Below are 22,935 nucleotides of genomic sequence, written 5' to 3' on the forward strand. Positions count from 1 at the left end.
AGTGCGGACCTGGTGGTTCAGGTCAGCGCGGGCTCAGCGAGACGGAGTAGGTCATCCGCCTCGGCCGCCGCTGCCGCGAGCCGATCGTTCTCGGCACGCAACCGCGTGATCTCGAACTCAAGTGCCTGAACCGTGGCACGCAGTCGGGTGACCTCGTCGAGCAGACGCCGATCGGGCGCCGCACCTACGTGGCCGTACAGGGCCTTCGCCATGTTGACTCCTTGATATGCGCTGCCGGAATAGCCGGCCAACGCGCGCCCAGTTAGTACGCGACTGTCAAATCCAGCAAATTCTGGGCATGACCGGGCGCGACTGGCGACACCTACATATTGAGCTGACACCCCCTCCTTCGTCAAGTTGCTACAGGCCGTGACCATCTCCACGTCGACCTGTCCACCTAACGGGGGCTGCCTCTCGGCGCGGACATGCGCTGTCCGGACCACCCAACTGTACGCACTACTTCCGCCAACTCCCCACCCCGCGAGTCTGGTTCGCCTTAACTCTTTCTTAGCCACGTTGCCGCAGGCAGCGGCCGCGACGTAGCGTCGCCCCGGCCCGCACCTCAACCCGTGGAGGCGACCGTCGTGTACGGCTGGAACGACCCGAGGAACCCGGACGGTAGTCGTCGGCAACCAGAACCGCCGGCCGACCAACCAGCGTGGCCGACGGACCGCCCGGAGCCACGCTCCGCGTACCTGTTCGGTGACGAGCCGGACCACCCCTCCGGCGGCTGGGAACAGCCCACCGAACGATGGAACCGGCCCGCCGGCCAGTGGGACCAGCCCGCCAACGGGTGGGACCAGCAGCAGCCGACCGCGCGCTGGCAGCCCGACTCGGAGCCCGCCCGGGGCTGGGGAGCCGCGGAGCACCCGCACCACGGACGCTCCGGTGACCCCTACCACGAGCAGCCCACGCAGGGCTGGGAAGCCACCCCGAACCGGCAGCACGGAGAGCCCACCCAGAGCTGGCAGCCCGACCGGTCGAGCGACCGGCGCGACCAACGGTTCGCGGGCCGGCAGGACGAACCCACCGGTAGCTGGCACGACGCGGCCACCCCCGCCGGGCAGCCCGAACCCACCGGCCAGTGGCCGCCCCCGAAGCCGACCGGCTGGTACGCCGACGAACCGACGAGCAGCATGCCGCCCGTCGTGGAAGCCGCTACACCAACCGGTCACCTGCCGGCCGGCGAGGATCGGCCCGGCCGGCGGAACCGGCGACCGCTGCTCATCGGCGGAGCCGCCGCGGCAGCCACACTGGTGGTGAGCCTCGGGGTGGGCGCCGTCGCCCTCTCGGGTGGCGGTACGGCCAGCCCCACCTCGGCCACCGACGACATCGTGGCGACAAACCCGACCGCGGAGGGTGGATTCCCCGACGCATCACCGACCTCCGCCAGCCCCAGCGCCACACCGTCCACGACGTCGCCCACGCCGTCGCCGTCGGTCTCCCCCAGTCGCAAGCCGAGCCCGGCGGCGTCGCGCTCCACCGCCACCTCCCAGCCCGCCCCGGCCCGTACCACCGCGCCCCCCAGCACTACCAAGCCCGCCACCGGCGACGTCAGCAAAGACGCCGCCGAGGTGGTTCGCCTGGTCAACGTTGAGCGCGAGAAAGCCGGCTGCAAGGCGCTGAGCATCGACGACAAGCTGATGACCGCCGCCCAGCGACACAGCCAGGACCAGGCCGATCACCAGAACATGAGTCACACCGGCAGCGACGGCAAGGGCCTCGGCCACCGGCTCAGTGCTGTCGGCTACACGAATGTCGCCGCGGGGGAGAACGTCGCCTGGAACCAGCAGTCGCCGGCTGCGGTGATGAAGGCCTGGATGAACAGCTCCGGCCACCGGGCGAACATCCTGAACTGCTCCTACACCAAAATCGGGGTCGGCATCGCGACCAGCAACGGGCCGTACTGGACGCAGGTCTTCGCCAAGGTGTAGCTACCCGGAGAGAGTCGTCCGCCCCATCCCACCTGGGTGCCCGGTTGAGCAACGCCGAACGGCGTACCTCAACCGGGCGCTTTCGGTTCAGCCGCGCGGCGGCCGGGGAGGCAGCCGCGATGGCGCGGCGTTCACGATGCCGACCCACGCGGCCGCGGCTGGCAGCGCGGACAGCTGAACGACGAGCGGTTCATGAACGCCTCACGGCGCACCGACGCACCGCACCGCCGGCACGGCTGGTCCGCCCGCCCGTATACGTTCAGCGCCCGGTCGAAGTAACCACTCTCGCCGTTGACGTTGACGTACAGGGCGTCGAAGCTCGTCCCGCCCTCCTTGATCGCCTCGCCGAGCACGTCCCGGACGTGCCCGAGTAGGCGCAGTGCGGCCGGGCCGGTCAGCCCGTCGGCGGGCCGGGCGCCGTGCACCTGAGCCCGCCAGAGCGCCTCGTCGGCATAGATGTTGCCCACGCCGGAGAGCAGCGTCTGGTCCAGCAGAGCCCGCTTGATCTCGGAGCGGCGGCGGCGTAACGCCGCGACGAAGGTGTCGTCGGAGAACTCCGGGTCCAGCGGGTCCCGGGCGATGTGCGCGATCTCCGTGGGTAGTTCCGCGCCCCCGGCGCTGACCGACAACCCGCCGAACGTTCGCTGGTCGACGAAGCGCAACTCGGGTCCGTCATCCGCGAACCGGAACCGGACCCGCAGGTGGGTTTCGTCCGGCGCCCCAGCGGGCTGCAGGAGCAGCTGCCCCGACATGCCGAGGTGCCCGATCACCGCATCGCCACTGTCCAGCGGTAGCCACAGGTACTTTCCGCGCCGCCGCACGTCCCGGACCGTCGTCCCGACGAGCACGTCAGCGAAGTGGGCGGCACCCGCCGGGTGTCGGCGTACCGCCCGCGGGTGCAGCACCCGCACCTCGGCGATCCGCCGGCCGGTCACCCACTGCGCCAGCCCCTGCCGGACGGTCTCAACCTCCGGCAGCTCAGGCACTGCCGGCCGCCCCGCTGCCGGCGCTGGCCGGCTCCTGCTCCGCCTGCTCGGTCAGCGTCCGCCAGGCCGCTTCGGCGGCCCGCTGCTCGGCTTCCTTCTTGCTCCGCCCCTCCGCGCCGCCGTACCGCCGGCCCGCCACCACCACCCAGGCGGTGAAGGTCTTCAGGTGGTCCGGCCCGGTGCCCTCGATTCGGTACTCCGGGACGCCCAACCCCTGCGCGGCGGTCAGCTCCTGCAGGCTGGTCTTCCAGTCCAACGCCGCGCCGCGCCCGGCCGACTCGGCCATCAGCGGGTCGAAGAGCCGGTGGATGACGCTCGCCACGGTCTCCAGGCCGCTCTCGAGATAGATCGCACCGAGCAGCGCCTCCAGCGTGTCGGCGAGGATGCTCGCCTTGTCCCGCCCGCCGGTGCTCTCCTCCCCCTTGCCGAGCAGCAGGTACGGGCCGAGGCCGGTGGGTCCCAGGCCGCGGGCCACCTCGGCGAGGGCCCGCATGTTGACCACGCTGGCGCGCAGCTTTGCCAGCTGCCCCTCGGGCAGGTCCGGGTGGTTGTGGAACAACGCGGTCGTGATCACCACGCCGAGCACGGAGTCGCCGAGAAACTCCAGCCGCTCGTTGGTGGGCAGACCGCCGTTCTCGTACGCGTACGAGCGGTGGGTCAACGCCCGCTCCAGCAACTCCGGGTCCAGGGCCACGCCGAACGCCGCCTCCAGGTGTCCGACGGCCGGTCGCCGACGCTTGTCGATGCTCATGATGTGCGTACCTCGGTGTCGGTGATGCGGTCGTAGCGGTCCGTGGGAGCTTCCGTGCCGAGATCGGTGAGAAGCGCACGGACCTGGTCGGTGGCCTCACGCCGGGCCAGGTGGGCGGCCAACGCGATACCCGAGGCGATGTCCCCTCCGTGGGCAGCACCATGGCACACCACCACCGTGCCGGCGACGCCGAGCAGGGCCGCGGCCCGGGGAGCCCGGCCGCCAGCCGGTGGGCCACCGGTCAACGCGTACGCGCCCTCGATCGCCTTGAGCAGCACGTTACCGGTGAATCCATCAGTGACCACCACATCGGCGCGCGCGCCGGACGCGACGTCGTACCCCTCGACCAGGCCGACGTAGCGAGCGGCGCACGGCAGCGGCACGGCGGCGAGGGTGGGATCGGCCAGGCGCCGCGCACGGTCGCCCTTGCCGGGCTCGGTGCCGATCGAGAGCAGCCCGACCCGCGGCGACTCGAGCGCGTGCGTAACCACGGCGTACGCGGCACCGAGCGCCGCGTGCCGGGCGAGGGTAGCCGGACGGGGCTCCAACGAGCCGCCGACATCCAGGAGGACCACCGGGCCGTTGACCCCGGGCAGGGTGGCGGCCAGAGCCGGTTGCCGGACGTGGGGCCAGCGGCCAAGCCCGAGGGCGGCAGCGGTGACGGTGGCACCGGTCGAACCAGCGGAGACGAGCGCGTCGGCGGCGCCGTCGCGGACGGCGTCCACCGCGGCGCCAACAGTGGAGTCGGCTCGGGCCGTGGTGGGATCTCCCCGCTCAGCGGGGAACACCTCGATCCGGACGCGTTGCGCCGGATCGAGGGTGGCGGTCAGCTCGCCGACGGCCTCGGGCGGGCCGACGAGCAGGACGTGTAGATCGGGGTCGGCGCGGACGGCCCGCAGAACGCCGTCAACCACGACGGCGGGAGCATCGTCCCCGCCGAGGAGGTCGACGGCGATCCGCACGATGCCCGGCTCCACCGGGACCTCGACCGGAACGGGCCAGCCGGTGGCGATGGGAGCCGGGGCATCGGGCGAGCGCCGGGGCGCACGCGCCGCCCGACCAGAGGTCGGGGGCGTCACTCGTCGTCCAGGTCAGACCTCAAGGACCTGGCGGCCGTTGTAGGTGCCGCAGACGGAGCAGGCGGCGTGCGGCAGCTTGGCGGACTTGCACTGCGGGCAGGCCACGGTCGCAACCGCCGCGGTCTTCCACTGCGCCCGACGGGACCGGGTGTTGCTGCGCGACATCTTGCGCTTGGGGACGGCCACGGTTCTTACTCCTCTTTACGGGTCAGTTGCGACAGGGCCGCCCAACGCGGGTCGACCTGCTGGTGGCTGTGATCGGCCGGCAGCTCGGCCCAGCCCACCCCGCAGTCGGGGCAGAGGCCTGGGCAGTCCTCCCGGCAGAGCGGGTTGGTCGGCAGCGTCAACACCACCGCGTCCCGCAGCACCGGCTCCAGGTCGATCAGATCGCCCTGCATCCGGCCCACCTCGTCCTCGCCGGCCGTCATGTCCGTGGTGCTGTTCTCGTACGCGTACAGCTCCTGGACCGGGACGGCCACGACGTCGTCGATCTCGCGCAGGCAGCGGCTGCACTCGCCCTTGATGGGAACACTGATGGTCCCGGAGACGAGCACCCCCTCGGACACCGACTCCAACCTCAGGTCGAGGTCGAGATCAGCACCCGCCGGCACGCCGATCAACTCCACGCCGAGGTCCGCCGGTGCCGCCGCCACCCGCCGGACCGTACGCAACGCGCCAGGTCGACGCGGCAGGTCCCTCGTGTCGAGGACCAGCGGCGACCTGGGGTCGAGTGGTGCAGACGTGTGCTTGGGCATAGTTAGACTCCGGCCGGTAGGAGGGCCGACACCCGAGATTACCTGGGTGGTCGCCGCAGGGTCGAACCGGGGGCGTTTCCACCCCACGGCAGCGGCACACCGCGCCCGTTCGGCACGGTTCGACCCGCGGTTTCCTGGCCGCCGGCCCTAGAAGTTCAATGGCCGCTCGGCCTCTTCTCCGCTGAACGTACCGATCTCCCGGAGCGCGTGCATCTTGTCCCGACCCCGTTCGATCGAGGCGAGGGCTCGGGTGAGGAACTGCTCGAAGTTGGCCAGCGCGGTGTCGACGTAGTCGTCCACCTCGTCCCGGAGCCGCTGCGCCTCGGCCCGCGCCTCGGCGACGATCCGCGCCCCCTCGTGCTCGGCCGAGACGGTGATCTCGTTCACCGACACGAGTCGGGCGTGTTCCGTCTCCCCCTCGGCGATGATCCGGTCGGCCTCCCGCTTTCCGGCCTCCATGATCTTGTCTCGCTCATCCAGCAACGCGGCGGCCCGACGCAGGTCCGCGGGCAACTCGGCACGCATTTCGTCGAGGACAGCGACCATCTCGCCCCGGTCGAACATGCAGTTGTTGCGGGACATGGGCACGGAGCGGGCCTGCTCCACCATGGTGATCAGTTCGTCGATTCGATCGAGCGGGTCCACCGGTACCTCACTCCTGTTGTTCGTCGGCCGATCTCAATGATGCGGGTTGAACCCGGATTCGGCGCCCCCACACATGATGCGCTGTGCCGTCCACCGGTGCATCATGCCCCCTCCCGGCGCGTCGCCGGGAGGGGTCGACGGCGGCGGACCGGAACGAGACACCGACCTGGGAAGCGAGACACCAACGACGAAACCGGGACACCGACTGTGGGTCAGCGACGCGACGGTGGGTCGAGGCGGGCCAGCAGGGCGCCGCGGACCACCTCCGGCACGTGGGCGGAGATGTCACCACCCCACTTCGCCACATCCTTGACCAGACTCGAGGAGAGGAACGAGTAGAGCGGGTTGGTCGGCATGAAGAGCGTCTCGACGCCGGCCAGGCCGACGTTCATCTGGGCCATCTGCAACTCGTAGTCGAAGTCACTGACCGCCCGGAGCCCTTTGATCAGAACACTGGCCCGCTGGGCGTGACAGAAGTCCACCAACAGGCCGCGGAACGACTCCACCCGAACATTGTCGTACGACGAGATCACCTCGCGGAGCATGTCGATGCGCTCGTCAACGGTGAACAGACCGGTCTTCGACTGGTTGATCAGCACTCCGACGATCACTTCATCGAAGAGCCGACTGGCTCGGCCGATGATGTCGAGATGACCGTTGGTGACCGGGTCGAACGAGCCGGGACAGACCGCACGCCTCATGATCGGCGACCGTACCAAAGAATGGTCTCGCCGTACCGCCGGCTGCGCTCACCGGTGACACCTGGCACCCAGCCGACCGGGCCGCTGCGACTCGACCGCTCCACCACGACGAGGGCCTCGGGCGCCAACCACCCGTTCCCGGCGAGCGCGGCGAGCATGGCCGAGACCTCCTCGTCCGACACCGGGTAGGGCGGATCGGCGAAGATCACGTCATACGGGCCCCCATCGGGGCCGGCGGCGAGCACGGTGGCGACCTTCCCGGTGACCAGGCGGGCAGCCGGACCGGCCCGCAGCGCGGCCATGTTCTCCCGGATGGTCCGGGCGGCCCGCGGGTTCGACTCCACCAACAGCACGTGCGCGGCGCCCCGGGAGAGCGCCTCCAGCCCCACCGCCCCGGACCCGGCGTAGAGGTCGGCGAACCGGGCCCCCTCCAGATCGACGGCCGCCGCAACGGCGCTGAACAGCGCCTCCCGGACCCGGTCAGAGGTGGGCCGCGTGCCAGCGCCCGGCGGGGTGGCGATGCGACGTCCACCGAGCGCGCCCGCCACGATGCGCGTCAACGCCTGCTCCTGGTCATGCTGCGACGCTACGTCACCTGCGCCCGGCCGAGCGCGTCCGGGCCGAACCGGGCTGAGGTTACTCGTCCGCACACATCGGATAGTCATCACCCGGCAACCGTCCGCCGATCAATGATCACGAATCAACAACATCATGTGAGCCCTCTCATCTCGACCCCCGAGTTTGATCAAAAGCCAGTACAGTCACCATTCGTGCGCCCGCTCTGGCGAGCGCAGCCTGTGCCCAGGCGAGCGCCGTGAGCCCGCGGTCCACGCCAACGTCGCCGCTATCTCCCGCCCGCCCGGCACGTCGTCCGATCCCTCAATCAGGAGCAGACGTGAACCGTCTCCATGCCCTATTCCGGCGTGCCGGCGTCATCGCCGCTGGCGCGCTGCTCGGCCTCACCGGGGTAGCACTCATCGCCACCCCCGCCAGCGCCCACCACAGCAGCGTCACGGGCACAGCCAAGTGCGACCCCGCCACCGGCGAGTGGGTTGTCACCTGGAACATCGAGAGCGCAAGCACCCCGAAGGACGTCGAGAAGTACAAGCTGGTCGAGGTCGTTGCCAAGACCTACGTCGGCGGGAAAGCCACCGCGGTCACCATCCCCGAACTCGCCGTCACCGACGACTACCGGCACTCCGTCAACGACACGCTGACCGCCACCTTGCGGGCGGACCGCAACGTCACCAAGGCGTCGCTGGCGGTCCGGGTCGAATGGGACAACGGTTTCAAGGAGCGCCGGCTGCGCCCGGCCACGGTCAAGTTCTGCGGCACCTGCGAGGCGCCGAAGCCGACTCCGACTCCGACGAACCCCGAGCCGCCGGCTCCCACGGTCCCCAACCCCTCGGCGAGCATCCAGGCTGACTGCGAGGGCATCGCCCACGTCACGCTCAACAACGCCGACGACGCGACCGCGCCGGCGAAGTTCACCGTCAAGGGCGGCGACGACTTCGTCGAGAAGGTGAAGGTCAAGCCCGGCAAGAGCACCACGGTGCAGGTTCCCGCGGAGCACGCGACCACGATCACGGTGGCCGTCGAGGGCAGCAAAGAGCCGCTCTTCCAGGGTACGCCGAAGCCGGCCGACGACTGCGTCAAGCCGGGCGAGCCGACCGGCGCCTTCAAGTCCACCTGCGACGAGCTGATCTTCGAGATCAACAACCCCGAGGACGGCAAGACCGTCACCGCGACCTTCACCCCGAACAAGGGTGAGCCGCAGACGCTGACCGTCGAGCCGGGCATGAGCGGCACCGTGTCCTTCCCGGCCGAGGAGGGCCTGACCGTCACGCCGAGCGGCGAGGGCATCGAGAACCCCGAGCCGATCGCCTGGGAGAAGCCCGAGGACTGCACCCCCGGTGCGGGCGGCGGCGACCCGGGCCTGCCAGTGACCGGTGCCGCGGCTGGCGGCATCGCCGCCGGCGCCGCCGTACTGCTGGCCATCGGTGGCGGCCTGTTCGTCATGGCCCGTCGTCGCAAGCTCCGGTTCACCGCCTGAGCTGAGGGTTACTGACCGCTGAGGGCGGGCCGACCAGCTGGTCGGCCCGCCCTTCGCCGTTGTCCGGACCAGATCCGCGCGGGCCTGCCCGGCCGGACCCGATCCGCCGGAGGGCCATACCGGACCAATCCCGCTCTGGTCTGCGCCGCCGCCGCTGGCGCGGCTACCCCTTCTCCAGGTACTCGGCGCGGTCCGCGTCCACCAGGGCCGCCACCGACGCCGCCAACGCCGGATGGCGCACCAGCTCCGAATCCTCCTCGACCAGGTTGATCGCCTCGGTCCGGGCGTCGCGGATCAGATCCGCGTCCCGCAGCAGCGACAGCAGCCGCAGATGCGAGCGGCGACCGGACTGGGTGGCGCCGAGCACATCGCCCTCACGGCGCTGCTCCAGATCGAGCTCGGCGAGCTTGAAACCATCCGTTGTCGACCCCACCGCGTCCAACCGCTCCCGCGCCGGACTGCCCTCCAGCGCCTCGGTCACCAGCAGACAGAGCCCCGCCGCGGAGCCCCGGCCGACCCGACCGCGCAGCTGATGCAGCTGGGACACCCCGAACCGGTCGGCGTCCAGCACGATCATCACGGTGGCGTTCGGCACATCCACTCCGACCTCGACCACGGTGGTGGCCACCAGCACATCGAGATCACCAGCGGCGAAGGAACGCATCACCGCGTCCTTCTCCTCCGCGGGAAGCCGGCCGTGCAGCACCCCGATCCGCAGCCCGTGCAGCGGCCCCTCGGCGAGCAGCGGCGCCACCTCGGTCACCGCGAGCGGTGGCCGACGCGCGGTGTCGTCCGCCGGCACCGCCTCCTCGTCGACGGCCGGGCCATCGCCGATGCGCGGGCAGACCACGTACGCCTGGTGGCCGGCGGCGACCTCCTCCCGCAGCCGGCGCCACGCCCGGTCCAGGAAAGCCGGCTTCTCCGCGGCCGGAACCACATGCGACGCGATCGGCGAGCGCCCCCGCGGCAGCTGCGACAGGGTGGAGACCTCCAGGTCTCCGTAGACGGTCATGGCCACCGTACGGGGAATCGGGGTGGCCGTCATGACCAGTACGTGTGGTGGCTGGTCCGCCTTCGCCCGCAGCGCGTCCCGCTGCTCGACGCCGAAGCGGTGCTGCTCGTCCACCACCACCAGCCCGAGGTCGGCGAAGTCGACGCCCTCGTACAGCAGGGCGTGCGTGCCCAGCACAATGCCGGCGGCGCCGCTGCGCACCTCGCCCAAAGCCCGGCGGCGGGCCGCGGCACCCAGCGACCCCGTGACCAGCTCCACCCGGGTGGCGTGCTCGGCGGCGTCCAGCTCGCCCGCCCGCCCCAGCGACCCGAGCAGGTCGAGGATGCCGCGGTGGTGCTGGGCGGCGAGCACCTCGGTCGGGGCCAGCAGCGCGGCCTGCCCACCGGCGTCCACCACCTGCAGCATCGCGCGCAGCGCGACCACCGTCTTGCCGGAACCGACCTCGCCCTGGAGCAGCCGGTGCATCGGGTGGGCGGTGGTCAGGTCGGTGGCGATCTCGGTGCCGACCTCCCGCTGGCCGGCCGTCAGCTGGTACGGCAGGCGGGCGTCGAAGGCGTCCCGCAGGCCACCGTCCACTCCGGGTCGTGGTCGGGCTGGACGGTCGGCGGCCTGCCGCTTGCGTCGCACCAGGGTGAGCTGCACCGCGAAGGCCTCGTCCCACTTGAGCCGGCGGCGGGCCCGGTAGAGCGCCTCCTTACTGGCCGGCCGGTGCACCTCGCGCAGGGCGGTGCCGAGGCCGACCAGGTGACGAACGCTCCGCACGGTAGCCGGTACCGGGTCCGCCGGTGGGTCGACAGTGTCCAGTACGACCCGCACGCACCGGGCGATCACCCACGTCGGCACCGCCGCGGCGGCCGGGTAGACCGGAATCAGCGCGCCCGCGAACTCCTCGACCTCCTCGCTGGCCGCCACCTCGCCCTCAGCACCGTCGCCGAGGAGCACGTACTCCGGGCCGTTGAGCTGCCGGCGGCCCCGAAACTCGGTGACCTTGCCGGCGAACAGCCCCCACCGGCCCGGGCGTAGATCCCGCTCGCGCCAGACCTGGTTGCCGAAGAAGGTCAGGGTCAGCGCACCCCCCGAACCGTCGCCGACCGTCACCTCCAGCAGATTTCCGCGGCGCTGGCGCATCGGACGCACGGCGGTGCGCTGCACCTGGGCCAGGACGGTGACCTGCTCGCCGACATCCAGCGACCGGATGTCGGTGTGCTCGCCGCGCTCGTCGTACCGGCGGGGGACGTGGTAGAGCAGGTCACCCGCGGTGTGCAGGTCGAGGTGGGTGGCGAGCGCCTTCGCCGTCTTCGCCCCGATCAGCTTGCCCAACGGAGTGTCGACGGTGGCCTGGTCGGAGGTCATTCGACCCCCACCAGGAGCGGGTGGTGCGGCTGCCCGCCCAGGTACACCTGCACCTCGACGAACGGCCAGGAGCGGACCACGTGCTCGCGGACCGCCTCGGTCAGGCCGGCGGGGGCATCCGCCCCGACCAGCAGGGTCACCAGCTCGCCACCGCCGCCGAGCATCCGGTCGACCACGGCGGTGCAGGTGTCGAGCAGGTCCGCCCCGATGAGGTGTACCTCGCCGTCAACCAGGGCGAGCACGTCCCCCGGCCGGCAGGGACCGGCGACGGTCAGGGCCGCCCGGCTGGCGTAGCAGACCTCCGCGTACCGGCAGGCACCGGCGGCCTCGGCCATCGCGATCACGTCGTCCTCGAAGCGCCGACCCGGGTCCCGGACGGCGAGCGCGGCGAGGGCCTGCACCGGCGACCGGGTCGGGACCACGCTGACCCTGACGCCGAGTTCGTACGCCGCTCGGGCCACGTCGTTCGCCATCGCCCGGGTGTCCGGGTCGTTGGGCAGCACCACGACGTGGGCCGCGCCAGTGGCGCGGACGGCGGTCAACAGCTCATCGGTGGAGAAGACGCCCTCCAGCACCGTCGCCTCCGCCGCGGCGCAGAGCTCGACGATGCCATCCCCGGTGGCCACCACCACCGCCGCCCGGCGGTCCGGTTCCGGCTCGAGCCCCGGCGACGCGAGCGGCTGGGGCAGGTCGGCGAAGCGGGTCACCACAATCCGGTGCGGACGACCAGCGACCACTCCCGCCTCGATCGCCGCGCCGACATCGTCCACGTGCACGTGCACGTTCCAGGTGCCGCCGGCGACCGCGCCGTCGCCGACGACCGCCAGCGAGTCGCCCAGAGCGCCGAGCTCCTCGCGCAGCCGGGCCACCGCCGCCGGTTCGGCGTCGAGCAGGTACTGCACCTCGTAGCCGTACGTTGGCCCGCTGCGCTCGCGGGGATCGTCGGCCGGCGGGTGGGGTGAGCGGTCGGTGAGCTCCGGACGCGCCGGACGCTCCCCGGTGACCACCTCGACCAGGGCGTCGAGTAGCAGACAGAGGCCCCGCCCACCGGCGTCAACCACCCTGGCGCGGGCCAGGGCCGGTAGCTGCTGGGGTGTTCGGCCGAGGGCTTGGGCGGCCTCGTCGGCCGCGGCCCGGGCCACGGTGCCCAACTCGTCCCGGCCGGCCCGCTCGGCGGCGCGCGCCGCGGCGGCGGCCACGCTGAGCAGCGTCCCCTCGACCGGAGCGGCGACGGCGGCGTAGGCGGCGGTGGCGGCGGCGCGCAGGGCGACGGCCAGCGCCCGGCCCCGCACCACCGGGACCGCGGCCAGCGCGTCCGCGAAGCCGCGCAGGATCTGCGCCAGGATCACTCCCGAGTTGCCCCGGGCGCCGAGCAGCGCACCCCGGGCCATCAGCCGGAGCGCCTGCCCGTGCGGGGTGGGCCCGTCGTCGGGCAGCTTGTCCAGCTCCATCGCCAACGCCTGCTGCGCCGAGGTGAGGGTGAGGACCAGGTTGGTGCCGGTATCACCGTCGGGCACCGGGTAGACATTGAGGTGGTCGATCTCACCCTGGTGGCGCTTCAACGCGACCAGCCCACCCGCGCACCAACGGCGGACCGCGGCGGCATCGAGGGTGTCCAGCACGGTGAGTAGCCTACTGGCGCGCTCTGACCCGCGTCTGGCCCGGCGGCGCGCGCCGGGCGTGTCAGCGCAACCCGGAACGAGTCCGCGCGGGGCCGGGGCGGTGCGCACCGGGGCGAGGCGGAGGGGACGGGGGTGCGCAGGGCCGGGGCGGGGCAGGGGGGTTGGGCACCGCGAGCAGGCATCGGGTAACCTGGCCGGGTTGCCCGGGCAGCGCCTGGTGACGACCTCATGAACGGATCAATCCCAGGAGTATCCCGTGGCTAGCGTGTGCGACGTCTGTGGCAAGGGGCCGGGCTTCGGCCACAACGTGTCCCACTCGCACCGGCGGACCAACCGCCGCTGGAATCCGAACATCCAGTCTGTGCGCACCCCGGCCGGTGGTGGCACCACCAAGAAGCTGAAGGCCTGCACGTCCTGCATCAAGGCCGGCAAGGTCACCCGCGCCTGACGCGGTAACCCCAGCCAGACCGCACCGGCGGACCCGTCAGGGTCCGCCGGTTTTGCGTTGGTGGGCCGGCCGCCGGCCGAGCGGAGCCGGAGCGGGACGCCCGCAAAGCAGAGCGGGACGCCCGCAAAGCAGAGCGTGGCGTCAGAGGGCCCGGCCGAACGAGACGCAGCCCGGGGCATCCTGGTAGAAGCCAAAGTTCGGGATCCGCGCGTAGCCGGATGAACGGTACAGCGCGAGCGCCTCGGGTTGCCGATCGCCGCACTCCAGGACGATCCGCTGCCGGCCCTGCTCGCGCGCGGACTGTTCCACCGCCGCCAGGATGGCTCGGGCCACGCCCCGCCCCCGGACCTGCGGTGCCACATACATCCGCTTCAGCTCGGCTGTCTCGACCGACCCGTCGTGGCTGCGCCAGCCGCCACAGGCCACGGACTCGCCATCGAGCTCGGCGACGAGGAAGGTCCCGGCGGGCGGCTCGAACTCGGCCGCGTCCACCGGGGTATCGTCGCCGCTGCCGCCGTATCGCTCGCCCAGCTCGGCGAGGGCCGCCGTGATCAGCCGCTGTGCCGTCGGCGAGTCGAATCGGGTGAGGTGGATCTGCAGGTTCTGCACCAGTGCAGGGTACGACCGTCCGGTGCGCCTACCGAAAGTGGTCCCAGCCGGCGGAGCCCTCCCACTGCCGCTGATCAACGGTCACCCCGGAGCCAGCGGTGACCGCACCGATTGGCTGCCAACCTGCCGGCAACACCGCCGTCGGGGGGAAGGTCGCCGCGAGGGCGTGATCGTCCCCGCCGGTCAACAGCCAGGTGTACGGATCGACGCCGAGCGCCTGGGCCGCGTCGCGCATCTGCCGGGGCACCGCGAAGGCGTCCCGCCGCACGTCCACCGCCACCCCGCTCGCCTGGGCCACATGCCCCAGATCGGCGAGGAGCCCATCCGAAGCATCGATCATTGCGGTCGCACCGGCGGCGGCCGCGGCCGGTCCGGCCGGGTACGGCACCTCCGGTCGTCGGTACGCCTCGACCAGCAGCCGCGGGGTCCGGAAGCCTCGGGACAGGACGGTGAGGCCGGCTGCCGCGTACCCGGTCCGGCCGGCGAGCGCCAGGACGTCACCGGGCTGGGCCCCGGCCCGGGTCACCGGCGCTTGGCCGCCGAGATCACCGAGTGCGGTCACCGCGATGGTCAGGGTGGGACTCGCCGACATGTCCCCGCCCACCACGCTGGCCCCCACGATGGCGGCCTCCGCGGCCAGGCCGTCGGCCAGTTCCTCCGCCCACCCGGGCGACAGCTCCGGTGGCATGCAGAGGGCGACCAGCAGGGCGGTCGGTCGCGCACCCATCGCCGCGATGTCGGCGAGGTTCGCCGCTGCTGCCCGGTGGCCGATGTCCTGCGCTCCGGACCAGTCCCGGCGGAAATGCCGCCCCTCCACCAGCACATCGGTGGAGGCGACAACCCGGGCATCCGCGGCGGCCACCACCGCCGCGTCGTCCCCGGGGCCGAGCAGGACGGTCGGTCCGTAGGACAACCGAGCGGTAACCCGGTCGATCAGACCGAACTCACCCAGCCCCACGACGCCGTTGCCGCGTTCGCTCACCGCTTCTCCTTCTCCGCCGATCGGAATCCGGCCTGGTCGGTAGGGTATTTTCTCCCTTCAGGCCGCTCATCCGGCGGCGACGGAGGGAGGTCGAACGTGGTACAGGCGTACATACTCATCCAGACAGAGGTCGGCCAAGCGCGTGACGTGGCCGGTCAGATCGCGAAGATTACCGGGGTTGTCCGCGTCGACGCCGTCACCGGGCCCTACGACGTGGTGCTGCTCTGCGAAGCGCCGACCGTGGACGAACTCGGCGACCTCATCGTCAGCAAGGTGCAGATGGTGCCGGGAATCACCCGCACCCTCACCTGTTCGGTGGTGCGTCTCTAAGTGAGCAGGCTGCCCGACTCATCCGACACCACCACCGCCCCCGACGCCGCACCCGCCCTCGGTGACGACACCGCCGCCCGCCCGACGGCTATCGACGGGTCTCCGGAGGGCGGCCGGGACCGCTCCAACCGCGGCGCGGCCCTGATCGCGACGGCGGTCGCGCTCCCGGCCACCGTGCTGGCCGGCGTCCTGGCGTTCAACCAGTTCGCCCCGGATCAGCCGGAATCCGAGCCGAGTACGTCGGCGGCGACCCCCGGGCCGCTCTCCACCGCCCCGGTGGAGATGGCCGCTCCGGCTCTGGCCGAGCGCCCCGCCACCGTCTGCCGCGCCCTGCTCTCCCAGCTTCCGCCGACGGTCCGGGAGCTGCCGCAGCGTCCGGTCACCGCCGGCCCCGAGCAGAACGCCGCGTACGGTGACCCAGCTCTCACCGTGGCCTGCGGCGACGAAGCGCCGGCCTTCGCCGACACCGACAAGCTCTGGTTGGTCAACCGGGTCTGCTGGTACGGCAGCGAGGCGGAGGGCAGCACCGTGCTGAGCACCGTCGACCGGGAGACGACGGTCACGGTCCGGGTGCCCGACGACTACGACCAGCCGCTCCAGTGGGTCTCCCCCATCTCGGAGACGATCACCGCTACGGTCCCCTCCGTTGACGACCCCCCGACGGGTTGCCGCCCCGCGTAGACCCCGTCACCGGGCCGCCGCCGCCGCGACCGGACCTGCCGGGCGGCGGGCGGCGGGCGGCGGCTTCAGCGCAGCCCGGTCCCACGGTGCAGGGCGGTCCGGATGAGGCGGTTGACCAGCTTCGGGTACTCCAGGCCGGCGGCCGCCCACATCCGCGGGAACATCGACGACGGAGTGAAGCCGGGCATCGTGTTGACCTCGTTGAGGTAGACATCCAGCTCGGGGGTGATAAAGAAGTCAGCCCGAGCCAGCCCGGCGCAGTCGAGTGCGGTGAAGGCGCGGACCGCGTACTCCTGGACCTGACGGGTGACCCGCTCCGGCAGGTCGGCGGGGACGTCGCACTCCGAGGCGAGATCGGCGTCGATATATTTTGCCTCGAAGTCGTAGAAGTCGTGCTCCCCGACCACCCGGATCTCGGCGAGCACGGACGCTTCCGGAGTTCCACCGGCCTCGCCCTCCAACACCCCACATTCGATCTCACGGCCGACGACCGCACCCTCGACGAGGACCTTGGAATCGATTTTCCGGGCGGTGGCGACCGCGTCGTCCAACTCCGCCCAGTCGCTGATCTTGGTGATCCCGAAGGATGAGCCGGCTCGGGAGGGCTTGACGAAGACCGGCAGGCCGAGGCGCTGCTTGTCCTGCTCGGTCAGGGTCATGCCGCTGCGCAGCACCGCGTACGGGCCAACCGGAATCCCCTCGGCGGCGCAGAGCTTCTTGGTGAACTCCTTGTCCATGGCGGCGGCGGAGGCGAAGACGTTCGCCCCGACGTACGGGATGCCGGCCATCTCCAGCATTCCCTGGATGCTGCCATCCTCCCCATACGCTCCGTGTAGGACCGGAAACACCACGTCCACGTCGGCGAGGGCCCGGGGGCCCGCGGTGGCGTCGAGTACCAGCAGCCCCCGGTTACTCGGGTCGGCGTTCAGCATGATGGTGTCCCCGCACTCGGCGGTGATCTCCGGCAGCTGCCGGGCACTGATCTCAAACTGGCCCGGATCGCCTCCGGTCAACACCCACTGGCCAGCGCGGCTGATCCCCACCGGCACGACCTCGTATTCGTCGGGGTCAAGCGCCGCCAGCACGCTACCGGCGCTGACACAGGAAATGCCGTGCTCCGGGCTACGCCCGCCGAACACGACCGCCACGCGGGTCTTGCCTGGGGTGGTCACTGGCCCTCACCTCTTCGTCGGCTCGTCGCATCTGCCGGGGCGCTCACCTTGGTGACCTTACTGTGCGTGGTGAACGTCGGCAGGCGATACCCCGTCGAGAGCGCGAGGGCTCGGCAATCAGCGACCCCACAATACGGTGGGTAACCGAATTTTGGGGATGTATCGGTTGACCTCGGCAGGAAGGAGACGGCCCGGTTGTTTCCGGCAGCCCGATGGTCCGTCGACTATCCGCGAGTGTGCCGCCGGCCGATCGCGATCAGCTTGACCCGCTGCCGGCCCGCCCGCACCATGCCCAGCGCCATGAACGCTCCCGCGATGCGCTCGGCCGCCTCGCGGCTACTCGCGCCCACCACCTGCCGGCGCCGCTCCGGGCTGGCCCGCTCGTCCCGGCCGCGGTCCTGGGAGCGCACATCGGTGAGCACCACCAGGAATCGGGTCAGCGCCACCTGACCGGGCTCGGTGGCGCCACGGCACTGTCGGGGCAACCGGGCAGTTCGCATGTCGAGTCCCTCCGGGCGGCGAGCCATCGGGGCAGCACGCGGCAATCGGGTCCGGGGGAGGGAACCCGACCACCGCGCGCCTCATCCCTCCGAGTCGCTCGCCACCACCGTCGCCACGACAACCGCCAGCGAGGACCTGACAACAGAGTGACACCGCGACAGCCGTGAATGCAACTCTCACCCACGTTCTCTCATTTACCGCCTCCCAAAGATGTGCAAGGATCGATACATGGCCCCGAAGACCGCCCGCGCCCGCCGGCTGGGCATCGCCCTGCGGATGCACCGGGAGGCCGCCGGCCTCACCCTGGAGTCCGCAGCGGACGAAATCAGCAGCACCCGCAGCACCCTGTCCCGCTACGAGAACGCACAGACGCTGGTGAGCCCGGCGGTCGTCCGGGCGCTCCTGACCCTCTACGGTGTCGCGCCAGACGAGATCGCGGCGGCGGCACAGCTCGCCAAGGACGCACGTAAGCCCGGTTGGTGGGTCTCCTACTCGTACCTTCTCGACCGGCGCACCATCGACTTCATCGCGCTGGAGGCCGAGGCCACCGGGATCGCCAACTTCGAGCCCTCCGTGGTGCCCGGCCTGCTCCAGACCGCCGACTACATCCGTGGCGTGATGCGGGGCGGTCCGCACACCCTGGCTGACGACGAGGTCGAGCAGCGGGTCCAGCTTCGGCTCGACCGGCAGCAGCGACTCACCGCACCGCACCCGCCGATCCTCGACGCCATCATCGACGAAGGCGCCCTACTCCGACCGGTCGGCGACCGGACGGTGATGGCGGCGCAGCTGGGCCACCTGCTGAAGGCAAGCGAGCTGCCCAACGTCACCGTCCAGGTGATCCCACTGGCCGCCGGCTACCACCGCGGCACCCGCGGCTCACTGCACATCCTGGAGTTCGCGGACCCCGAAGACCCCGTCATCGCCTCGGTGGAGACGGTCGCCGGCCAGATGGTCCTCGACCGCCCGGGCGACCTCCGCACCTGCACCAAGATCATGGAGCACCTGCGGAGCGTGGCCCTCAGCCCGGCAGACAGCCGGGACCAGCTTCGGCACCTCGTGGAGGGACGGTAGGACGATGACCCCGACGATCGACTCGGAGCTCACCCGGGCCCACTGGCGCACCAGCAGTCACAGCGGAGACGAGGGGGCGTGCGTCGAGATCGCGACGCTGCCGCAGGTGGTGGGCGTGCGCGACTCGAAGGACCGCAACGGCCCGGCGCTGCTCTTCACCCCCGCAGCCTGGACGACCTTCACCGCCGCGCCACCACGCCGGTGACCGGTCGGGCGGCGGTACTGGTCCCACCGTCGCCCGACCACCGGAAGCCAGCTCCGGCCACCCGTCATCGCCCCGGTGCCGACCACCCCCGCAGCGCCGCCAGGGCCACCCCCCGGGCCCCAGCCATGTCCCGCTCCGGCACCAGCGCGAACGTCGCCACCGCCGCCTGCTCCTTCCGCAGTACGGTGTGCTCGCGGACCGTGGCGAGAAACCAGTCACGAAATTCCGGGGCCGCCTCCACCACGCCCCCGCCGACGAAGTAGGCGTGCGGATCGGCCAGATTCGCCACAAGGGTGAACAGCCGGCCGATCGCCTTCGCCTGCTGGGTGAAGATCTCCCGGGCCAGTGGGTCGCCCCGCTCGCCAAACCCACGGACCAGCTTCGCGGCCCGCACCAGCGGCTGCGCGGTCAGTGGATGCCCGGGGAATCGGGTCAACCAGTACGGCAGCAGGTTACGGGCGATCCCGGTCAGCGACGCGACGCTCTCCGCGTCCCCGACGAACCCACACCCGCAGACCGGCTCCGGCTGACCGGGTCCAAGCAGGCCGGTCAACGGTAGCTGCACGTGCCCCAACTCACCCGCCATACCGGCCGCACCGGCGATCACCCGTCCGCGGTCAACCAGCCCGCCGCCGAGACCGGTTCCGACCACCACGGAGGCCGACGAGCGACGCGCCGCATCCGCGCCAAAGAACGAGTGGTGCGCGTAGAGGGCGGCGGCGTTGCCGTCGTTGAGATACACCACCGGCAGGCCGAGCCGCCGCTCAAGTGCGCCCCGCACGTCGTAGCCCCGCCACTGTGGCTGGGAGAAGTTGGTCGAACCACGCGAGGAGATCACCCCGGTGGCGCTGGCCGGACCGGGGGTGTCCAGCCCCACTGCCTGGACCAGACCCCGGGCCACCCCGGCCGACGCCAATGCACCGGCAAAGGCGCCCGCGAGGGCCTCGATCGCCGCCTGCGGACCGGCCTGGACCTCGCTCGGGCTCTCCAGCAACCCGTCCACGAGGAAGCGTCCATCCACCGTCAGAACGGTGGCGTTGTTGCTGGTGCCACCGTTGTCCAAACCAACGACCACCGGCGTTGCCGCGCTGCCCACGTTCTGCCCTCCCACTCCGGAGACGATGACGTGAGGCTAGTTCCCGCGGCGGTGACCCGCCATGGGGAACCGGCGGCGGGTCAGCCGTTGACGGCCCGCAGCGCGGCGGCCACGTCGGCGACCAGGTCGGCGGTGTCCTCGACGCCGCAGGAGAGCCGGACGAAGCCGGGCGGGGTGTCGTCCCCCCATTGGGCCCGCCGGTCGGCCGTGGTGTGCAGCCCGCCGAACGAGGTGGCCGCCGCCACCAGCCGAGCCGCGGCGATGAAGCGGGCGACCCGGTCGGCGTCGCCGAGATCAAACGAGAGCACCCCCGGCATCCGGCGCAGCTGCGCCACGGCCACCGGGTAGGCCGGGTCCTCCGGTCGGCCCGGCCAGCGCAGCCCGGTCACTCCCGGTTGCTCCGCCAGCAACCCGGCGAGGGCCGCGGCGTTCGCGGTCTGCCGGGCCAGCCGCAGGTCGAGGGTGGCCAGGGATCGGTGTGCCAGCCAGGCGTCGAAGGCGCCCGGGACCGCCCCGGTGTGGTCCCGCCACCGGGTCACCGCCGCGAGTAACTCGGCCGACCGGGTGCCGACATACCCGAGCAGCAGGTCCGAGTGGCCGGTGAGTGCCTTCGTGCCCGAGGCCACCACCAGGTCGGCGCCGAGTTCCAACGGACGCAGCCCGAGCGGGGTGGCGGTGGTGTTGTCCACCACCAACAGGGCCCCCGCCGCCCGCGCCCGCACCGCCAACGCAGGCAGGTCCACGACGTCCAGGCCCGGGTTGGCCGGGGACTCCACCAACACCAGACGTACGCCGATGAGCTCCGGATACGGCCCGGCGGTCGGCGCGAGGAGCACCCGTACCCCGATGCCGGCCAGGGTTTCGGTGGCGAACGCCCGCACCGAGAAGTAGCCGTCGGCGGGGAGCAGCACCGTGTCGCCGGGACGCAACACACTCAGCAGCAGCCCGGTGATCGCCGCCTGGCCGCTGGCGAAGACCCGGCAGTCGCCCCCCTCCAGCTCACCGATCGCCGCCTCCAGCCGCCGCCGGGTCGGGTTGTCCGTCCGACCGTAGCCGTTCGGCGTGCCCACCGGACCGGCCCCTGGATCGAGGTGGTACGGCGCGGCAAAAACCGGGCCGGGCAGGAACGGATCCCCGGGTACCGGCTCCGGCAGCCCAGCACGGACACAGCGGGTTCCGTCGTTGTCGCCCGGCACCGCCTCACTCCGGCTTCGTCGTACGGCTCATCAGCGCCGCGACCGCACGTCGCGGGTCCCCGCCCTCGTGGCAGACCAGCTCGACCTGCTCGGTGATCGGCATCTCGATCTCGTGTGCCCGGGCCAGATCCCGGACGGCCAACGCGCTCTTGACCCCCTCGGCGGTCTGCCGGGTGGCGATCCGGGCCTCCTCCAGGGTCGCCCCCCGGCCGAGGTGCTCGCCGAAGGTGCGGTTGCGGGCCGACGGGGAGGAGCAGGACGCCACCAGATCACCCATGCCGGCGAGGCCGGCGAAGGTGAGCGGGTCGGCGCCGAGCGCTACCCCGAGCCGGGCGGTCTCGGCCAGCCCACGGGTGACCAGCATCGCCCGCGTGTTGTGGCCGAAGCCCATCGCGGTGGCGATCCCGTACGCGAGAGCGATGACGTTCTTGACCGCGCCCCCCAGCTCGCAGCCGATCACGTCGTCGTTGGTGTACGGGCGGAAGTACGGGGTGGTGATCGACCGCTGCACGAGGGTGGCCCGGTCGACGTCGGGGCAGGCGACCACGGTGGCGGCGGGCTGCTCGGCGGCGATCTCGGGCGCCAGGTTCGGCCCGGAGACCACGACCACCCGGTCGGCGGGGACGCGGGCCGTCTCCATGACCACCTCGCTCATCCGCTTGGTGGTGCCGAGTTCGATCCCCTTCATCAGGGAGACCAGCGTGGCGTCGCCGTGCAGGTACGGGAGCCACTCGGCGAGATTGCCGCGCAGGGTCTGCGACGGGACCGCCAGCACCACCAGCTCAGCACCCGTGATCGCCTCCCCGGCGTCACCGGTGGCCGTCACCCGCTCCGGCAGGACCAGACCCGGCAGGTACTCCGGGTTACTCCGCTCGGCCCGCAGCGCCGCCACGACCGACTGTCGCCGGGCCCAGAGGGTGACCTCCCGGCCCGCGTCACCGAGGATCTTGGCGAAGGCTGTCCCCCAGGACCCGGCCCCCAACACGGCCACGTGCCCGCTCATGTCGCCGCTCCCGGGCGTTCGGGGCGGCGGGGGCGTTCCCAGAGCGCCGGCGGGTCGGCCTGCCGGACCTCGGCCAGCAGATCGCGCAGACGCAGCATGATGACGTCGGTCATCTCCTCAAGCACCGCCTTCGTCGGAGGGACGCCGGCCCACCGGTCCAGGTCGACCGGGGGCCCGGCGACGACGGTCACCGGAATTCGGGGACGCGGATTCAGCCGGGAGGTCCGGGGATCGAACATCCGCTCTGGCCCCCACATCGCCACCGGGATGACCGGGGCGCCAGTGGCCAGGGCGAGCCGCGCCGCTCCGGTCTTGGCCCTCATCGGCCACAGCTCGGGTTCCCGGGTCGTGGTCCCCTCCGGGTAGATCACCACCGCACCGCCGCTGTTCACCACCTCGACCAGGCGGTCCAACGACTGCACCGCGGCCGTGGTGCCGCGCTCGACCGGGATCTGCCAGCAGCGGCGCAGGATCCTGCCGACCAGCGGAATTCGGAACAAGCTGGCCTTACCGAGGAACCGCGGCCAACGTCCGGAGTCGTAGATGAAGTGCGCGGCGACCAGCGGGTCGGCGTGCGAGATGTGGTTCGGCACGAGGATCATCCCGCCGGGGCGACGGAGGTGTTCCATGCCGCGCCAACTCCGCCGCGTCCAGATCGTCATCACGGATTTGATCAGCACCACCGCGAACCGTGGCCAGAACCCGCTCCTGCGCCGCGCCACCCACGCCTCCTTCTACCGCCACCGT

The 22,935-nt window shown here is 71.8% G+C and carries 26 protein-coding genes; 7 read left to right on the top strand and 19 right to left on the bottom strand.

Annotation, left to right across the window (positions count from 1 at the left end; genetic code table 11):
• Positions 1-17 precede the first annotated feature (17 nt).
• Positions 18-212, bottom strand: coding sequence for a hypothetical protein (locus tag H0524_RS08565; protein WP_012181397.1), 195 nt, complete (start codon positions 210-212; stop codon positions 18-20).
• Between the two features lie 357 nt (positions 213-569).
• Here H0524_RS08565 and H0524_RS08570 point away from each other — a divergent pair, with 357 nt between their 5' ends.
• The gene (locus tag H0524_RS08570) at positions 570-1,934 is read left to right on the top strand and encodes a CAP domain-containing protein (RefSeq protein ID WP_180198165.1); all 1,365 of its coding nucleotides are present in this window, start codon (positions 570-572) and stop codon (positions 1,932-1,934) included.
• Between the two features lie 131 nt (positions 1,935-2,065).
• Here H0524_RS08570 and mutM read toward each other — a convergent pair whose 3' ends face one another.
• From mutM to rsmD, 8 genes are all read right to left on the bottom strand, one after another.
• Positions 2,066-2,920 carry a bifunctional DNA-formamidopyrimidine glycosylase/DNA-(apurinic or apyrimidinic site) lyase gene (gene mutM, locus H0524_RS08575; protein ID WP_180198166.1) on the bottom strand — a complete coding sequence of 285 codons (855 nt, stop codon included), beginning with the start codon at positions 2,918-2,920 and terminating at the stop codon, positions 2,066-2,068.
• Positions 2,913-3,671, bottom strand: a complete 759-nt coding sequence (gene rnc, locus H0524_RS08580) for a ribonuclease III (RefSeq protein ID WP_018725939.1) — start codon at positions 3,669-3,671, stop codon at positions 2,913-2,915. Before rnc ends, mutM begins: the two co-directional genes overlap by 8 nt.
• On the bottom strand, positions 3,668-4,648 hold the full coding sequence (locus H0524_RS08585) for a phosphate acyltransferase PlsX (RefSeq protein ID WP_180198444.1): 981 nt from the start codon (positions 4,646-4,648) through the stop codon (positions 3,668-3,670). The genes rnc and H0524_RS08585 overlap by 4 nt, the downstream gene beginning before the upstream one ends.
• Positions 4,649-4,762: 114 nt before the next feature.
• On the bottom strand, positions 4,763-4,936 hold the full coding sequence (rpmF, locus tag H0524_RS08590; RefSeq protein WP_012181392.1) for a 50S ribosomal protein L32: 174 nt from the start codon (positions 4,934-4,936) through the stop codon (positions 4,763-4,765).
• 5 nt (positions 4,937-4,941) lie between these two features.
• Positions 4,942-5,505 (bottom strand): DUF177 domain-containing protein, encoded by a 564-nt coding sequence (locus H0524_RS08595; RefSeq protein WP_180198167.1) that lies wholly within the window; start codon positions 5,503-5,505, stop codon positions 4,942-4,944.
• A gap of 147 nt (positions 5,506-5,652) precedes the next feature.
• Positions 5,653-6,150, bottom strand: a complete 498-nt coding sequence (locus H0524_RS08600) for a hypothetical protein (protein ID WP_180198168.1) — start codon at positions 6,148-6,150, stop codon at positions 5,653-5,655.
• A gap of 212 nt (positions 6,151-6,362) precedes the next feature.
• Entirely contained in the window at positions 6,363-6,851 is a 489-nt protein-coding gene (coaD, locus tag H0524_RS08605) for a pantetheine-phosphate adenylyltransferase (protein WP_180198169.1), read from the bottom strand.
• On the bottom strand, positions 6,848-7,411 hold the full coding sequence (rsmD, locus tag H0524_RS08610) for a 16S rRNA (guanine(966)-N(2))-methyltransferase RsmD (RefSeq protein ID WP_180198170.1): 564 nt from the start codon (positions 7,409-7,411) through the stop codon (positions 6,848-6,850). Before rsmD ends, coaD begins: the two co-directional genes overlap by 4 nt.
• Before the next feature lie 335 nt (positions 7,412-7,746).
• Between rsmD and H0524_RS08615 the strand changes: the two genes are divergently transcribed.
• Positions 7,747-8,904 (top strand): cell wall anchor protein, encoded by a 1,158-nt coding sequence (locus tag H0524_RS08615; protein WP_180198171.1) that lies wholly within the window; start codon positions 7,747-7,749, stop codon positions 8,902-8,904.
• A gap of 163 nt (positions 8,905-9,067) precedes the next feature.
• On the opposite strand, the gene recG is transcribed toward H0524_RS08615, so the two are convergent.
• Positions 9,068-11,269, bottom strand: a complete 2,202-nt coding sequence (gene recG, locus H0524_RS08620) for an ATP-dependent DNA helicase RecG (RefSeq protein ID WP_180198172.1) — start codon at positions 11,267-11,269, stop codon at positions 9,068-9,070.
• On the bottom strand, positions 11,266-12,891 hold the full coding sequence (locus tag H0524_RS08625; RefSeq protein ID WP_180198173.1) for a DAK2 domain-containing protein: 1,626 nt from the start codon (positions 12,889-12,891) through the stop codon (positions 11,266-11,268). Before H0524_RS08625 ends, recG begins: the two co-directional genes overlap by 4 nt.
• A 256-nt stretch (positions 12,892-13,147) precedes the next feature.
• Here H0524_RS08625 and rpmB point away from each other — a divergent pair, with 256 nt between their 5' ends.
• Positions 13,148-13,339, top strand: coding sequence for a 50S ribosomal protein L28 (rpmB, locus tag H0524_RS08630; protein ID WP_026185040.1), 192 nt, complete (start codon positions 13,148-13,150; stop codon positions 13,337-13,339).
• A gap of 141 nt (positions 13,340-13,480) precedes the next feature.
• On the opposite strand, the gene H0524_RS08635 is transcribed toward rpmB, so the two are convergent.
• Positions 13,481-13,948: a GNAT family N-acetyltransferase gene (locus H0524_RS08635; RefSeq protein ID WP_180198174.1), complete on the bottom strand. Its 468-nt coding sequence runs from the start codon at positions 13,946-13,948 to the stop codon at positions 13,481-13,483.
• A 28-nt stretch (positions 13,949-13,976) separates the two neighbouring features.
• Positions 13,977-14,930: a thiamine-phosphate kinase gene (locus tag H0524_RS08640; RefSeq protein ID WP_180198175.1), complete on the bottom strand. Its 954-nt coding sequence runs from the start codon at positions 14,928-14,930 to the stop codon at positions 13,977-13,979.
• A gap of 96 nt (positions 14,931-15,026) precedes the next feature.
• Here H0524_RS08640 and H0524_RS08645 point away from each other — a divergent pair, with 96 nt between their 5' ends.
• Complete coding sequence (locus H0524_RS08645; protein ID WP_018218919.1) at positions 15,027-15,260, top strand: Lrp/AsnC ligand binding domain-containing protein; 234 nt, start codon at positions 15,027-15,029, stop codon at positions 15,258-15,260.
• Complete coding sequence (locus tag H0524_RS08650) at positions 15,261-15,941, top strand: DUF3515 domain-containing protein (protein ID WP_180198176.1); 681 nt, start codon at positions 15,261-15,263, stop codon at positions 15,939-15,941.
• 65 nt (positions 15,942-16,006) lie between these two features.
• Here the strand turns inward: H0524_RS08650 and H0524_RS08655 are convergent, their stop codons facing one another.
• The gene (locus tag H0524_RS08655) at positions 16,007-17,113 is read right to left on the bottom strand and encodes a D-alanine--D-alanine ligase family protein (protein WP_180198177.1); all 1,107 of its coding nucleotides are present in this window, start codon (positions 17,111-17,113) and stop codon (positions 16,007-16,009) included.
• A gap of 224 nt (positions 17,114-17,337) precedes the next feature.
• Positions 17,338-17,613: a hypothetical protein gene (locus H0524_RS08660; RefSeq protein ID WP_180198178.1), complete on the bottom strand. Its 276-nt coding sequence runs from the start codon at positions 17,611-17,613 to the stop codon at positions 17,338-17,340.
• 229 nt (positions 17,614-17,842) lie between these two features.
• Between H0524_RS08660 and H0524_RS08665 the strand changes: the two genes are divergently transcribed.
• Both H0524_RS08665 and H0524_RS08670 read left to right on the top strand, forming a co-directional pair.
• Complete coding sequence (locus H0524_RS08665; RefSeq protein WP_180198179.1) at positions 17,843-18,688, top strand: helix-turn-helix transcriptional regulator; 846 nt, start codon at positions 17,843-17,845, stop codon at positions 18,686-18,688.
• A 4-nt stretch (positions 18,689-18,692) separates the two neighbouring features.
• Positions 18,693-18,893: a DUF397 domain-containing protein gene (locus H0524_RS08670; RefSeq protein WP_180198180.1), complete on the top strand. Its 201-nt coding sequence runs from the start codon at positions 18,693-18,695 to the stop codon at positions 18,891-18,893.
• 64 nt (positions 18,894-18,957) lie between these two features.
• Here H0524_RS08670 and H0524_RS08675 read toward each other — a convergent pair whose 3' ends face one another.
• The 4 genes from H0524_RS08675 to H0524_RS08690 form a co-directional block, all read right to left on the bottom strand.
• A complete protein-coding gene (locus tag H0524_RS08675) occupies positions 18,958-19,989 on the bottom strand; it encodes an ROK family protein (protein WP_180198445.1) in 1,032 nt (343 codons plus the stop codon).
• Between the two features lie 80 nt (positions 19,990-20,069).
• Positions 20,070-21,185, bottom strand: a complete 1,116-nt coding sequence (locus H0524_RS08680) for a cystathionine gamma-lyase (protein ID WP_180198181.1) — start codon at positions 21,183-21,185, stop codon at positions 20,070-20,072.
• A gap of 4 nt (positions 21,186-21,189) precedes the next feature.
• Positions 21,190-22,188, bottom strand: coding sequence for an NAD(P)H-dependent glycerol-3-phosphate dehydrogenase (locus H0524_RS08685; RefSeq protein ID WP_180198182.1), 999 nt, complete (start codon positions 22,186-22,188; stop codon positions 21,190-21,192).
• Positions 22,185-22,910: a 1-acyl-sn-glycerol-3-phosphate acyltransferase gene (locus H0524_RS08690; RefSeq protein ID WP_180198183.1), complete on the bottom strand. Its 726-nt coding sequence runs from the start codon at positions 22,908-22,910 to the stop codon at positions 22,185-22,187. The genes H0524_RS08685 and H0524_RS08690 overlap by 4 nt, the downstream gene beginning before the upstream one ends.
• Positions 22,911-22,935: the final 25 nt, after the last annotated feature.

Source organism: Salinispora sp. H7-4, from assembly GCF_013416675.1.
Classification (GTDB): Bacteria; Actinomycetota; Actinomycetes; order Mycobacteriales; family Micromonosporaceae; genus Micromonospora; species Micromonospora vitiensis.

Excerpts from the sequence above, each read along its gene's own strand:
- H0524_RS08565 (WP_012181397.1), bottom strand. The coding sequence starts at position 212 with ATGGCGAAGGCCCTGTACGGCCACGTAGGTGCGGCGCCCGATCGGCGT.
- rnc (WP_018725939.1), bottom strand. The coding sequence starts at position 3,671 with ATGAGCATCGACAAGCGTCGGCGACCGGCCGTCGGACACCTGGAGGCG.
- H0524_RS08595 (WP_180198167.1), bottom strand. The coding sequence starts at position 5,505 with ATGCCCAAGCACACGTCTGCACCACTCGACCCCAGGTCGCCGCTGGTC.
- coaD (WP_180198169.1), bottom strand. The coding sequence starts at position 6,851 with ATGAGGCGTGCGGTCTGTCCCGGCTCGTTCGACCCGGTCACCAACGGT.
- recG (WP_180198172.1), bottom strand. The coding sequence starts at position 11,269 with ATGACCTCCGACCAGGCCACCGTCGACACTCCGTTGGGCAAGCTGATC.
- H0524_RS08660 (WP_180198178.1), bottom strand. The coding sequence starts at position 17,613 with ATGCGAACTGCCCGGTTGCCCCGACAGTGCCGTGGCGCCACCGAGCCC.
- H0524_RS08665 (WP_180198179.1), top strand. The coding sequence starts at position 17,843 with ATGGCCCCGAAGACCGCCCGCGCCCGCCGGCTGGGCATCGCCCTGCGG.
- H0524_RS08670 (WP_180198180.1), top strand. The coding sequence starts at position 18,693 with ATGACCCCGACGATCGACTCGGAGCTCACCCGGGCCCACTGGCGCACC.
- H0524_RS08685 (WP_180198182.1), bottom strand. The coding sequence starts at position 22,188 with ATGAGCGGGCACGTGGCCGTGTTGGGGGCCGGGTCCTGGGGGACAGCC.